The 14,151-nt window shown below is 61.5% G+C and carries 8 protein-coding genes; all 8 read left to right on the forward strand.

The window, feature by feature from the left end; all coding sequences use genetic code 11:
- Window positions 1-8: 8 nt before the first annotated feature.
- Window positions 9-605: a biliverdin-producing heme oxygenase gene (locus tag ACLBKR_RS21720; protein WP_113446902.1), complete on the forward strand. Its 597-nt coding sequence runs from the start codon at window positions 9-11 to the stop codon at window positions 603-605.
- A gap of 224 nt (window positions 606-829) precedes the next feature.
- Window positions 830-2,878, forward strand: coding sequence for a glycosyl transferase (locus ACLBKR_RS21725; protein WP_113486394.1), 2,049 nt, complete (start codon window positions 830-832; stop codon window positions 2,876-2,878).
- 36 nt (window positions 2,879-2,914) lie between these two features.
- Entirely contained in the window at window positions 2,915-4,072 is a 1,158-nt protein-coding gene (locus ACLBKR_RS21730) for a UDP-galactopyranose mutase (RefSeq protein WP_113339950.1), read from the forward strand.
- Between the two features lie 218 nt (window positions 4,073-4,290).
- Complete coding sequence (locus ACLBKR_RS21735; protein WP_113486396.1) at window positions 4,291-11,202, forward strand: hypothetical protein; 6,912 nt, start codon at window positions 4,291-4,293, stop codon at window positions 11,200-11,202.
- Window positions 11,203-11,352: 150 nt separating this feature from the next.
- Complete coding sequence (locus tag ACLBKR_RS21740) at window positions 11,353-12,099, forward strand: fumarylacetoacetate hydrolase family protein (protein ID WP_414902190.1); 747 nt, start codon at window positions 11,353-11,355, stop codon at window positions 12,097-12,099.
- A 117-nt stretch (window positions 12,100-12,216) separates the two neighbouring features.
- Complete coding sequence (locus tag ACLBKR_RS21745; RefSeq protein WP_113339952.1) at window positions 12,217-12,567, forward strand: MbcA/ParS/Xre antitoxin family protein; 351 nt, start codon at window positions 12,217-12,219, stop codon at window positions 12,565-12,567.
- Between the two features lie 2 nt (window positions 12,568-12,569).
- The gene (locus tag ACLBKR_RS21750) at window positions 12,570-13,079 is read left to right on the forward strand and encodes an RES family NAD+ phosphorylase (protein ID WP_112829864.1); all 510 of its coding nucleotides are present in this window, start codon (window positions 12,570-12,572) and stop codon (window positions 13,077-13,079) included.
- Between the two features lie 43 nt (window positions 13,080-13,122).
- Entirely contained in the window at window positions 13,123-14,067 is a 945-nt protein-coding gene (locus ACLBKR_RS21755) for a sugar kinase (protein ID WP_113446898.1), read from the forward strand.
- Window positions 14,068-14,151 lie beyond the last annotated feature (84 nt).

Below are 14,151 nucleotides of genomic sequence, written 5' to 3' on the forward strand. Positions count from 1 at the left end.
GATTTTAAATGAGTGCTGAAGCCGCCCTTGTCGAACCCAGCCGTGCCCTGCGCCTTCGCAACGGAACCCATGCCACCCACGAAACGCTCGACAAGCGGATCATGAGCGCGGACCCCTTCGGCAACCTTGACCGCTACGCTGCATTTCTCAAGGTCCAGCATGCTCTCCACGGCAGGGTCGAGCGCCTCTATCTCGATCCGCAGCTCGGAGCCCTGCTTCCCGGCCTCGCCTCTCGCCGCCGGCTCGACCGCGTCTGCAGGGATGTCGAAGATATCACCGGCAAACTGCCGAGCCCTGTTTCAGAGGTAGACGAACCGCTGGACGTGCCCACCGCACTTGGCTGGCTTTATGTCGTCGAAGGCTCCAATCTTGGTGCGGCGATCCTGTTGAAGACCGCCACCAAGACGCTCGGCCTCTCCGAAGCGTACGGTGCGCGCCATCTTGCCGGCCATGCAGATGGACGCGGCCTGCACTGGCGAAACTTCACCTCGGCACTCGATGCGATCGCGCTGACACCGGAAGAGGATGAGCGCGCCGTCGAGGGTGCCCGTCAGGCTTTCGCGTTCGTTCTCGATCTTGTCGAGCGGGAAATGCCGCACGTGTAGTACGGACGCAGTTCGTATCTCCTCAGCGTCGCATGGTTTTACGTTCCCCTTTGGCAGATTGGGAGCGGCCAAGCCCGGCCCATCCGTGGAGATTTCATTCCTCAGGCATTTCCGATGCCGGATGGCATGCCTAAGGCAAGCTAGCGTGGTTAACTACGAACAGCCTTTCGCACGTAGTTGTAACGCCGGTCATCGGACCGCCAATGTACGGGATGTTCAGGATCATGAATGATCTATCGGCCTCGAAGTCTGTTCCGGCCCTTGCCGGCATGCTGGAGCTAGCCCGCACCCAGAAGCTGTCGTTCACGGAACTGTTCCAGTTTGCTGAGAGCAGAAGCGCCACCGGTCAAAGGACCGAGGCTGCGGAACTCTACAAAAGCTGGATCGCCTTCAACGAAGGTCACCCCTTCCTTCATCTCGTCTATTTCAATTATTCCGTAACGCTACGCCAGCTCGGCGACATCGCCGGATGCATTCATGCGCTGCGGGCCTGCCTGAAGCTCGATCCAAAGTTCGGACCGGCCCATATCAATCTCGGACGAGCCTTCGAGGATGCAGGCATCGCCACCCAGGCCATCCAGCAGTGGCGCAGCTTCGTGGAATTGAGCGCCGAAAGCACGGCCGACCGGATTTCACACCGGCTGATGGCGCTCCAGCATATCGGCCGGGTCATGGAGAATGCCGGGCTGCTGGAAGAAGCGGAAACGGCTCTCTGGCAGGCTATCGAACTGCGGCCCGACAAGACCGAAGCCGGCCAGCACTGGAGCGCGCTCCGGCAGCGCCTGTGCTCCTGGCCAATCCTGGTTTCGTCCGACCATGTATCCAAAAGACAGCTGATCGATTCCATGTCGCCGCTGGCGCTGGCCTGCTACTGCGACGACCCGCTGTTCCAGCTCGCCCGAGCCTATCGCTACAACAAGTCCTTCGTGGGACGTCCTGACATCAGCGGTTTTCCGCGCAAGACGCCGAAACGGAAGGTGGGGACAGGCCAGCGTTTGCGGATCGGCTATGTATCGTCGGACCTGCGAGATCATGCTGTCGGTTTCGCACTTCGCGAGGTGCTGGAACTGCACGACAAGGAAAGCGTCGAAATCTACGCCTATTATTGCGGCGATCCCGCGCCGAACGATCCGACCCAGGCGCGGATGAAGAGCGCCGTCGATTGCTGGCGCGATATCGCCATGCTTGGCGACGCGGATGCCGTCAGGCTGATTGCAGGCGACGACATCGATATCCTGATCGACGTCAATGGCTACACCAAGCACGCAAGAACGAAGATCTTCGCATATCGGCCGGCGCCGGTGATCGTCAATTTTTGCGGCTATCCCGGCTCTATGGGGAGCCCCTTCCATCAATACATGATTACCGACGAACATATCGTTCCGCCCGAAAACGAAATCTACTATTCGGAAAAGGTCCTGCGGATCCCCTGTTGCCAGCCGATAGATCGCAAAAGAGTGATCGCGGAAAAGCCGTCCCGTGCGGAAGCGGGCCTGCCCGAGAACGCCTTCGTCTTTGCCTGCTTCAACGGCATGCAGAAGATCACAGAGGATACGTTCGGCCAGTGGATGAAGATCCTCGCGGCCACACCCGGCAGTGTTCTCTGGCTGCTGAGCGGCAATGACAGCGCGGACCAGCGCCTGCGAAAGGCAGCGGAAAATGCCGGCGTCGCGCCGGAGCGCCTCATTTTTGCGCCCAAGGCCCCGAATGCAAAACACCTTGCTCGCATCGCCGTCGCCGATCTCTTCCTCGACACCTTCCCCTACGGCGCGCATTCGACGGCGGCAGACGCCCTGACCGTGGGCCTGCCGGTGCTCACTTTTCCCGGAAAAAGCTTCGCGGCACGTTTTTGCCACAGCATCGTCATTGCCGCCGGCATTCCCGAACTGCTCTGCACGGGCCCGGAAAACTACGTCGAAAAGGCCATCGGCTTCGCCAAGGACCCCGGCAGCCTCGACCGCATCAGAAGGGCTCTGCAGGCCGGACGCGAGACCAGCATATTGCGTGACATTCCAGCCCTAACACGCCGTTTGGAGGAACTTTTCTGGCAAATGCAGGAGGAATGCGAGCGCGGTGAAACACCCGTGCCGGACCTGCGCAATCTCGACGTCTACTATGATATCGGCGCCGAACTCGTGCAGGAAAACACCGTCTTTTGCGAGGACGCCGCCTACCGGCAGCGCTACCTCGAAAAACTGGCCGAATGGCACGATTTCTCGCCGATTCCCGCCGACAATCGCCTGTGGACCACACCAGTTGCATCGGCGTCATGAAACGCATCGGGAGCAAATGGAAAGAGCGGTTTCGCAATGTCTCGAACTGAAAGAATAGCAGTGGTCGGCGCCGGCCTTTCCGGAGCAGTCATCGGACGCATGCTTGCCGAGGCCGGCTGCGAGATCGACGTCTTCGACACGCGCAACCATATCGCCGGGAACTGCCATACCGAGCGCGACCGCGAAACCGGCGTCATGGTTCATGTTTACGGGCCGCATATCTTCCATACGGACGACCGGGAAGTATGGGATTACGTGAACCGTTTCGAGACCTTCCTGCCCTACAAGAACCGCGTCAAGACGACCAGCAAGGGGCAGGTTTTCTCCCTGCCGATCAATCTTCACACGATCAACCAGTTCTTCGGCAGGACTTTCCGGCCGGACGAAGCGCGCGCCTTCATTGCCGAGCTGGCAGACACGACGATAGAAGATCCGAAAACCTTCGAAGAACAGGCCCTGCGCTTCGTCGGCAAGGACCTCTATGAAGCCTTCCTCAAGGGATATACGCAGAAGCAGTGGGGCTGCTCTCCGACGGAACTTCCCGCCTCCATCCTGAAACGGCTGCCGGTTCGCTTCAATTACGACGACAACTATTTCTTCCATAAATACCAGGGCATGCCGGAGAACGGCTACACCGAGATGGTCCGCCGGATCCTCGACCATACGAACATCAGGGTTCACCTGGAGACGAGGTTTCACCGGGATCTCGGAGCGGACTTCGATCATGTATTCTATTCGGGTCCGATCGACGGCTATTTCGATTTCGAATATGGCCGCCTGGGATATCGGACACTGGACTTCGAGCGCTTCATCTATGACGGTGATTATCAGGGCTGCGCCGTGATGAATTACGGGGATGTTTCCGTGCCCTATACCCGCGTGACCGAGCACAAGCATTTCGCACCATGGGAAGAGCACGCCGGTTCCGTCTGCTATCGCGAATTTTCCCGCGCCTGCGGTCCCGACGACATCCCCTACTATCCGATCCGCCTGATGGAGGAGAAGGAACAGCTCGCCCAATATGTGGCGCGCGCCGTGCAGGAAAATGCCGTCACCTTCGTCGGACGGCTGGGAACCTACCGTTATCTCGATATGGACGTGACGATTCGAGAGGCTCTGGATACCGCGCGGCTTTATCTTTCCCATTCTCCCGGAGAAACGAAGATGCCGGCATTCCTGCATTCGCCGATCTGAACGATCCGCATGGGTTGGGCATGGCAACCGTGGCGGATCAACTTCAGGTTCAGGCAAGCCAGTTGCCTATAATCCCCATTGCCAGGTGGTGCATTGTTCGGCCGGCCGCGACCTCAGCCGAAAGCCGAACGGGCAATACCGGTGGGCTGCCCCGTTGGGGCGACTGTTCGCAAACTTTATTGATTTCGACAATCGGCTAACGTCAAAGGCTTTCTCGCATGACCTCGATTATTCCCTCCTTAAGCGTCAGTCAGATCAGGTCTCTTTCAACTGCTGCAGTCGCCGCCTGGACTACGGAAGACGTGGCATTGCTTTCGACGCGGCAGATGAACGCGCTTTCCTCCGAACAGATTGCAGCCCTGGATACGGAAGACGTCGATGTCCTCAACTCCCAGCAGTTGAGCGCCATTTCGCAGAACGCAATCGTCGGCTTGACCCTCGATCAGCTCGCCGTTCTGGACAAATACGATGTCGAGAGCCTGACATCGGGCCAGGTCGCAGCCCTTACCACCACGCAGATCGACGCCTTGACCACCGTGCAGACGGAGGCGCTCACCTCATCGCAAGTCAAAGCCCTCACCGCGTCTCAACTTGCCGCTCTCGGCGTGGAGGATCTCGCCAAATTCTCGCTCGCCGATATCGCGGCGATCAACCAGAACGCCATATCCGGCCTTGCAACGGGCGTGCTGGCCTCCCTTACGACAGGTCAGATTGCAGCCTTGAGCACGGGCGCAGTGGCAAGCCTGACAACCGACCAGATCGAGGCCCTGTCCACAGCACAGGTCGCCGCCCTGACAACCGCCCAGATCAGCGTTCTCAAGGCCGCCCATGTCCAGGCCTTGGGAACCGATGACATTGCCACGCTTTCTACCGCGCAGATTGCGGCATTGAGCACGAAAGCGGTGCCGGCGCTTTTTGTAGACCAGATCGACACTCTCTCCACCGCGCAGGTCGAGGCTCTTACCACCACACAGGTGAAGACTTTGACCTCCGACCAGATCGCCGTCCTGGGGACGGAGGATCTGGCGACATTCTCGACTGCAGATATCGCTGCCATCACGAGTAAGGCCTTGTCGGGCCTGACAGCGAGCCAGGTCGCCTCCCTCTCGACCAGCCAGATTGCGGCGCTGAGCACGAGCGCCATTACCGGCCTTACCACCGGCCATATGGAGGCCCTGTCCACCGCGCAGGTCGAGGCACTCTCCACCGCTCAGGTGAAAGTCCTGAGTTCGGCCCAGATCGCCATGCTGGAAGCGGACGACCTAGCGACGTTTTCGACCGGCGATATCGCGGCAATCAGCAACAGGGCGATATCGGGCCTGACAAACGACGTGCTTGCGTCCCTCTCCTCCAGCCAGATCGCCTCGCTCACCACGAGCGCCGTGGCTAATTTGAAGGTGACACAGATCGAGGCACTCTCGGTCGACCAGTTGACCGCCATGACGACGACGCAGATCAGCGTCCTCAAGGCGTCCCAGATGCAGGCCCTCGGCACGGATGACATTGCGGCGCTCAGCACCAGGCAAATCGCTGCTCTGAGCACGAGCACGATTGCCAACCTGACGACCGATCAGGTTGCTGCCCTCTCCGGCGCACAGGTCGAGGCGCTGACTGTCACGCAGGTGAAGGCGATGGGTTCGCTACAGCTGTCCGCGCTGGAGACCGACGATATCGCAACGTTCTCACTTGCCGAGATCGCGGCCATCACCAGCAAGGCGATAACCGGTCTCTCCACGGACGTCCTTGCCTCGCTTACCACCAACCAGATTGCCCTGCTCAGCACAAGCGTCATTGCGAGCCTGTCGACGGACCAGATCGCAGCCCTTTCCACCGCGCAGGCCGAAGCGCTCACCATAACGCAGGTGGCCGCGCTGAGTTCGCTGCAAGTCGCGGCACTGGGCACCGACGATCTGGCGACTTTCACGGCCGCGGAAATCGCCGCAATCAGCTACAAGTCGATAGCGGGGCTGGCAACCGACGCGCTTGCGGCCCTCACCGCCGCCCAGATTGCCGCCTTGAGTACGACGACAATCGCAAACCTGACGACCGACCAGATCGACGCCCTGTCCCCCGAACAGATAGCCGCGATGACGACGTCTCAGATCGCCACTCTAAGCTCGAAGCACGTCGCGGCCATGGGCACGGACGGTATCGCGGCCTTGTCCACCAGCCAGATTGCAGCGCTGAGCACCAGGGCTACGACGGGTCTGAGCACCGACCAGATCGAAGCCCTGTCGACCGCCCAGGCCGAAGCGCTGTCGCCTGCCCAGGTCGCCGCACTGAGTTCCGTGCAACTGGCAGCGCTGGCGAGCGAGGACCTCGCGACCTTCTCCACCGCGGATATCGCAGCCATCAGCTCTACCGCCGTATCGGGTCTTTCCGCAAACCTCATCGAGGCTCTCACCACCCGACAGATCGCGGCCTTGAGCGCCAACGCGATCAAGGGCCTGAGCACGGATCAGATCGTCGCCCTTTCGACCGCACAGGTCGAGGCGCTTTCGACCGTCCAGGTGGCCGCTCTTAGTTCCGCACAGATGGCGGCGCTGGAGACCGCCGATATCGCGACCTTCTCCACCGCGGACATCGCCGCGATAAGTTCGAGCGCAATATCGGGTTTGTCGACGAATATCATCGCCGCTCTTTCCAGCACACAGATCGAAGCCCTGAGCACGGCCACCATCAAGGGCCTGACCACTCTCCAGATCGATGCTCTCAGCTCGGACCAGGTCGCCCTTCTGTCGACCAAGCAGCTTGCCGCACTGAGTTCCGCGCAAGTCGCGGCGTTGAACACCGGCAATGTCACCGCATTGACCACGGAACAACTGGCCGCCCTCGGGACCGCCGGCATCTCGGGCCTGAGCACGCGGCAGATCGCCGCCCTGGAACCCGAACAGATCGCCATCTTGACCACCGCGCAGATCGCCGCGCTCAACTCGGCGCAGATTGCCGCCCTTGGTACGGATGACATCGCAGCGCTTTCTACCGACCAGATTGCAGCGCTTGGCACCGGCGGCATCGCCGGGCTCACAACCAGACAGATCGACGCCCTGAACAGCGATCAGATGGCTGCACTGTCCAGCAAGCAGATTGCGGCTCTCAATTCCGACCAGATCGCCGCGCTTGACACGGGCGATATCCTGACCTTCTCGACGGCCGAGATTGCGGCCATCACATCCGCGGCGATAGCAGGGTTGTCGACAGCGGTCCTTGCCTCCCTTTCGAGCGGCCAGATCAACGCCTTGAGCACGGCCGGCATTTCAGGCCTGACGACCAAACAGGTCGAGGCCCTGAGCGAGGAACAGATTGCCAGCCTTTCCACCAAGCAGATTGCGGTCTTAAGCTCCGGTCAGCTTGCGACCCTAAGCACCAACGAGATCGCCGCGCTCTCGACGGACCAGATCGCGGCCCTCGGCACAGCGGCCATCGCAGGTCTTTCCACCAAGCAGATCCTGGCAATGAGCACCGCGCAGGTCGAGGCATTGACCTCGGCGCAGGTCGCCGCCTTCGGCTCGGCACAACTTACCGTCCTTGAAGCGGAAGACATCGCCACCTTCTCGACCAAGGATATCGCTGCCATTGGATCGAGCGCGATCACAGGACTGTCCACCGCTGTGATAGCGGCGCTTTCGACCGACCAGATCGATGCGCTGACTACCGCAGGCGTCGCCGCTCTGAGCACGAGGCAGATTGCAGCCCTGGCCACCGGTCAAGCCGAAGCGCTCAGTTCCGCGCAGGTCGGCGCCCTCAGCTCCGCCCAGCTTGCAGCGCTCGGTTCAGAAGACATCGCAACCTTCTCGACCGCCGACATTGCAGCCATCAGTGCCAACGCGATCGCAGGCTTGTCCACCGCTGTCCTGGCATCTCTTTCGACCGAACAGATCGCCGTCCTGAGCACAGCCAGTGTGGCAGGCCTTACGACCAAGCAGATCGAGGCCCTGAACAGCGATCAGATCAAGGCGATGAGCACAGCCCAGATCGCAGCGCTCGCCTCCAGACAGGTCGCGATCCTCAGCACGGAGGAAATTACGGCCCTCTCCACGGCACAGATCGCGGCTCTCGGCACTGCCGGTGTAGCTGGCCTGTCTACGGGCCAGATCAACGCTCTGAGCACCGCGCAAGTCGAGGCCCTCTCCACCGCGCAGATCGGCGCGCTGAGTTCCGCGCAGATCGCCGCCCTTGGCACGGACGATATCGCGACCTTCTCGACCAGGGACATCGCCGCAATCAGTTCCAGCGGGATCGCCGGATTGTCGACGGACCTTATAGCGAGCCTGTCGAGCGACCAGCTTTCCGCCTTCAGCGCGGCCAGCATCGCCGGCCTTTCGACGGATCAGATCAACGCGCTGAGCACCGGGCAGATCCACGCCCTGTCGACTGCGCAGGTGAATGCGCTGACCTCCCGGCAGGTTGCCGCCCTCTCCACCGACGACATTGCCGCCCTCTCCACCGACCAGATCGCCGCGCTGAACACGGCCGGCATCAAGGCCCTGGGCACCGACGACATCGCGGCCTTGAGCGCCGAGCAGGTCGAGGCCCTGACAAGCACGCAGGTCGCCGTTCTCAGCTCGACGCAGATTGCAGCGCTTGGAACCGACGATATCGCCATGTTCTCCACCAAGGACATCGCGGCGCTGGCTTCCAGCACGATCTCCGGACTTTCCACCGCCTTGCTGGCGGCCCTTTCGACGGACCAGATCGCGGCTCTGAGCACAACCGGTATCGCGGGCCTCTCCAGTGATCAGATCGCGGCTCTGAGCACCGATCAGGTCGAGGCCCTGACGTCCCTTCAGGTTTCGGCTTTGAGCTCGACACAGATCGCGGCCCTCGGCACGGACGACATCGAGACGTTCTCGACCGCAGATATCGCGGCGATCAGCTCGAGCGCAATTGCCGGCTTGTCTGCCACCCTCCTGGAATCGCTCTCGACCGATCAGGTGGAAGCGCTGAGTGCGACGAGCATCGCGGCGCTCTCTACCTCCCAGATCGAAACGCTGAGCCTTGAGCAGCTCAAGGCCCTGTCGACCACGCAGATAGCAGCGCTGAGTTCCAAGCAAATCGCGGCGCTGGGGACCGATGATATCGCGGCGCTCTCCACCAAGCAGGTAGCGGCGCTGAGTACTGCCGGCATCAAGGGCCTGAGTACCGACGACATCGCAGCCCTCAGCGCGGAACAGGTTGAAGCGCTGACCGCAACCCAGATAGCGGTGCTGAGTTCGACCCAGATTGCCGCGCTCGGCACGGATGATCTGGACACGTTCACGACCGCCGAGATTGCAGCCATCAGTTCCAGCGCCATTGTCGGATTGTCGACGGACCTTCTGGCCTCGCTCTCGGCCGATCAGGTGGAGGCGCTGAGCGCCGCAGGCATTTCCGGCCTCTCCAGCAGCCAGATCGCCGCCCTCAGCCCGGAGCAGATCGACGCCCTCACGACCGCACAGCTTGCGGCCCTGACGTCGAAACAGGTTGCGGCTCTTGGCACGGATGGGATTGCATCGCTTTCCACAAGCCAGATCGCGGCACTCAGCACGGCCGGCATCGCCGGGCTTTCCATCGGCCAGATGGAAGCGCTCAGTCCTGAGCAGGTCGAAGCCCTGTCATCGACACAGGTTGCTGCGCTGAGCTCGACCCAGATTGCCGCGCTGAGCGTGGACGACCTGGACATGTTCTCGACCGCAGATATCGCGGCGATCAGCTCGAGCGCGATTGCCGGCCTCGCGACAAGCACGATTGCCGCGCTCTCCACCACTCAGATCGCGGCCCTGAGTGCAGCCGGCATTGCCGGGCTCTCGACGAGCCAGATCGTTGCCCTCAGCCCGGAACAGGTCGAGGCCCTGTCCACCACGCAGGTCGCCGCACTGAACTCGAAACAGATCGCAGCTCTCGGCACCGATGATCTCGACATGTTCTCGACCGCCGACATTGCCGCGATCAGCTCGGCCGCCATGTCCGGTCTGTCGACGGCGGCCATCGCCGCCTTCACGCCGGACCAGATCGCTGCCCTGAGCGCGGCCGGCATTGCCGGGCTCTCCACCAGCCAGATCAGCGTGCTGAGCTCCGAGCAGATCGAAGCCTTGTCGACCGCGCAGATAGCGGCTCTCGGCTCGAAGCAGATCGCGGCGCTGGACACGGACGACATCGCATCGCTCTCCGCAAGCCAGATCGCTGCCATCAGTGCGGCAGGCATCGCCGGTCTGACGAGCGCCCAGGTCGCGGCGCTGAGCGCGGAACAGGTGGACGCCCTCTCGACGACGCAGATCGCCGCCCTCGGTTCGGATGCTCTTGCAGGCCTTACGCTTGAGGATTTCGAAAGCTTCTCGACCGCGGAACTCGCCGCGATCAGTTCCTCGGCGATCAAGGGGCTCTCGACAGCCATCATCGCGGCGCTGTCCACGAACGATATCGCCTCGCTTGGCACCGCCGGCATTCATGGCCTGAGCAGCGAGCAGGTCGCAGCCCTCAGTGCGGAGCAGCTTGAATCCCTCTCCACCGATCAGATTGCCGCCCTGAGTTCCGACGGCCTTGCGGGTCTTTCTACTGAAGACATGGAGACTTTTTCGACCGCAGAGCTTGCCGTTATCAGTTCGTCAGCCATCAAGGGCCTGTCGACCGCGATTATTGCCGGCCTCTCCACAAGCCAGATCGCCGTTCTGACGACAAGCCAGATAGCTTCGCTGGGCTATAATCAGGTGGCTGCGATGAGCACCGACCAGATTGATTCGCTCTCCATGACGCAGCTTTCCGCCCTGACGGCATTGCAGGCGGCGGCCCTGGGCACCGACGATATCGCCCTCTTGTCCACCAGCGAAATCGCCGCCCTCAACTCTCAGGCCATCTCGGGGCTGAGCACCGGGGTCATCGCAGCTCTGTCGACGGCGCAGGCCGAGGCGTTAACTTCGAGCCAGGTCGGCGCCCTTACTTCGGGACAGGTCGCGGCACTGGAGATGGAAGATCTCGCCACCTTCTCCACCGAAGATATCGCAGCCTTCAGTTCGACCAGCCTCGCAGGTCTCTCCACCGAAGACATTGCGGGCCTGTCGGATGCTCAGCTGGACGCACTCATGGGCTCCCACATGGGAGATCTGAACTCGGACCAGATTGCAGCGGTCATTTCGGCCTATCTCACGACGTAACTACGTCAGATCCAGGCAGGGTTCGCCCTGCCTGGGTACCCAGATTGAAGCGGCAAAATGGGATGCGGCGCTACAAGCTGATGCAGCACGGCTCGACAGCACCGCCTTCAAGGGCTACCTGATATCCCTCTTCAATTCCGGATGATGACCATGTCCCCCATTTCCTTCGATCCGACCGCTCTTGCTGCTGCGCTGAAACAGGCCAAGGCGCGCATGCCTGCCGACAGTCTTCCTGCACCTTCGACGATCGCCGAGGCCTTTGCCGTCCAGGCGATAACCACGGCGGATGCGCCGGCGGAACCCGGGGGCTACAAGGTCGCCCGTTCTCCTGACGGCATTGCCGTAACGGGACGATTGCTTCCGCTCCATATCGCCGATGCTGCGACCTTCCCATGGCGGGCGGGCGTCGCCATCGAAGCGGAGATCGCCATACGACTCTCCACCGCATTGCCGCCCCGCACGGAGGGTTACAGTCGGGATGAAATCGTCAAAGCGGTCGACAGCGTCCATCTCGGCCTGGAGGTCCTGGACAGCCGCCTCGTCGAGGGCAGCAAATCGCCCTACCTGCTCTTCCTCGCCGATCGTCTCGGCAATGCCGGTTATCTGCTCGGGCCGACGCTGCCGCTTTCCGCTCTTGACGCAGTGGCGGGCACACCACTCGAAATCACCCTGGGCGACGAAGTGATCTTTGCCGATGCAGCCAGACATCCGGCAGGCGATGTGCTTGCATGGCTCGCGGATTGGGCCAATCGGACGGACCGGCCGGAAAATTCGCTTGCTGCGGGAGAAATCATCACGACCGGCAGTCTTTGTGGCGCCGTCCCTCTTGCCAGGGCCGGTGCACTGACCATCGTGCTCGACGCCACCCACCGCCTGACGGCGGATTTCGCGGCGTAAACGAATGGTCGCGTCGTTCCGACGAAATCCCACCATTTTTTCCCGACTATTGAACAACTCTTTTCTTGACGCTATATTGCGTCAAAATTAGAGGCTTATTCTGTCGAGATCGATATCATGGGGCTGGCACAGTATTCGGATAACGGGATGTTCGCACCACGGAAGATCGCCGACACGCTACGGACGACAAGCGAGGAAGTCGCCCGCACCGTAGGGCTGGGCAGGGATGCTGTTCAGCGCAAGGATCGTGTGCGTTCGGACAGGACACAGCGTCGTCTTCGCGAGATGGTCGAGATCCTCAACAAGGTCGAGCCGCGCTTCGGCTCCGCCCTGATGGCGTATGCCTGGTATCGTTCCGAGCCTCTGCCTGGTTTTTCCGGCCAGACCGCCATGCAGCTTGTGCGCAATGGCCGGGCCGAGGACGTACTCGACTATATCGACGCGATCGATGCCGGCGTTCACGCCTGACCATGCCGTTATCCTTTAGCGGCAAGCTCTATCGCGCCCTCAACCCGATCTACGCCCGCGAACCGCTGTCAGGCCGCGGCGCGGAACTCTATGGTGGACGCTTCAATCCGAAAGGCATGCAGGCGCTCTACGCATCGCTCTCCATCATGACAGCATTGCGGGAAGCGAACCAGGTCGGCAATCTCCAGCCGACCACGCTCGTTTCCTATGACGCCGAGATCGACAGGGTTCTGGACGGCCGCGAGGCCTCGGAACTGGCGGCGTTCGGAATGGATGCCGCGGCCTTGGCTGCTTCAACCTGGCGTGACGAAATGAAAGCCCATGGCGAGGCAAGAACGCAGGCATTCGCCAGGCAGGCGACGGCCGCAGGCTATCATGCCCTGCTGGTCCGCAGCTTCGCGCCAGGCGCAACGGACGACGATTTCAATCTGGTCCTGTGGCAATGGGGCGACAAGGCACCTTCCAGGCTGAACCTTATCGATGACGAACACAGGCTCTCCCGGTTGCCATAGAAGGCACGGCCAAGCGGACAGCTAAATACGACAGGACGGCAATATGAAGCGAATGCTATCGATCGGCGAATGCATGGTGGAACTCCGCCAAGCGGAGGGAGGGCTTCTGAGCAAGGGATATGCGGGGGATACCTTCAACACCGCCTATTACGCCCGTCTCGAGGCCCCCGATGACTGGGTGGTCAGCTATCTGAGCGCCGTCGGAACGGACAAGATATCCGAGGAGATGCTGTCCTTCATCGAAGGCACCGGTGTCGAGACCGCTTTTATAAGGCGCGTCGCCGGCCGCACGCCCGGCCTCTACATGATCCATCTCGATAATGGCGAACGCAGCTTCTCCTACTGGCGCTCGGCATCCGCGGCGAAGACCCTTGCGGACGATCCGAACCATCTGCGGGCCGCGATTGAACAATCGGATGTGCTCTTCTTCTCGGGCATCACGCTGGCAATATTGAGCCTCGACGCCGCCGGTACACTGATATCTGAGCTGCGGAAAGCAAGGGCGGAGGGCAAGACCGTGGTCTTCGATCCGAACATCCGTCCCCATCTCTGGCAGGACAAGACCGCCATGCTGGAAACCATCACCGAAGGGGCATCAGCCGCGAACCTCGTCATGCCGAGCTTCGACGACGAAGCCACACATTTCGGCGACACCGATCCGGCGGCGACGATTGCCCGATACAGGGCGCTCGGCGCCGCTGGCGTGGTGGTCAAGGACGGCGCGAACGGGATCACTCTTGGCTTTACGGGTAAACCCGTGGAATTCATCCCTGCCGCCCGGGTCGAAAAGATTGTCGACACCACAAGCGCCGGCGACAGCTTCAACGGCACCTTTCTCGCCCACTACATTCAGGACGGCGACGCCCGGACGGCAGCTCACGCCGCAGCCCGGATCGCCGCCGCCGTCATCGGACATCACGGCGCGCTCGTCCCGCGGAATGCACTCCTTGCAGCGACAGGCGAGACAGTTGTTCCGCCATCGGCCTGACCGCGAAGTGCCCCACAGTTTAGGGGCAAACTGCGCGCTGATCCTGACTTTGCAACAAGCCCGGCGAAGGTCGTGGCTGCATGG

Source organism: Paenirhizobium cremeum (assembly GCF_047553425.1).
In the GTDB taxonomy this organism is placed as follows: Bacteria; Pseudomonadota; Alphaproteobacteria; order Rhizobiales; family Rhizobiaceae; genus Allorhizobium; species Allorhizobium cremeum.

What these genes read in the sequence shown, in the direction of transcription:
- ACLBKR_RS21720 (WP_113446902.1), top strand. Translation starts at nt 9, where the DNA reads ATGAGTGCTGAAGCCGCCCTTGTCGAACCCAGCCGTGCCCTGCGCCTT.
- ACLBKR_RS21725 (WP_113486394.1), top strand. Translation starts at nt 830, where the DNA reads ATGAATGATCTATCGGCCTCGAAGTCTGTTCCGGCCCTTGCCGGCATG.
- ACLBKR_RS21730 (WP_113339950.1), top strand. Translation starts at nt 2,915, where the DNA reads ATGTCTCGAACTGAAAGAATAGCAGTGGTCGGCGCCGGCCTTTCCGGA.
- ACLBKR_RS21735 (WP_113486396.1), top strand. Translation starts at nt 4,291, where the DNA reads ATGACCTCGATTATTCCCTCCTTAAGCGTCAGTCAGATCAGGTCTCTT.
- ACLBKR_RS21740 (WP_414902190.1), top strand. Translation starts at nt 11,353, where the DNA reads ATGTCCCCCATTTCCTTCGATCCGACCGCTCTTGCTGCTGCGCTGAAA.
- ACLBKR_RS21745 (WP_113339952.1), top strand. Translation starts at nt 12,217, where the DNA reads ATGGGGCTGGCACAGTATTCGGATAACGGGATGTTCGCACCACGGAAG.
- ACLBKR_RS21750 (WP_112829864.1), top strand. Translation starts at nt 12,570, where the DNA reads ATGCCGTTATCCTTTAGCGGCAAGCTCTATCGCGCCCTCAACCCGATC.
- ACLBKR_RS21755 (WP_113446898.1), top strand. Translation starts at nt 13,123, where the DNA reads ATGAAGCGAATGCTATCGATCGGCGAATGCATGGTGGAACTCCGCCAA.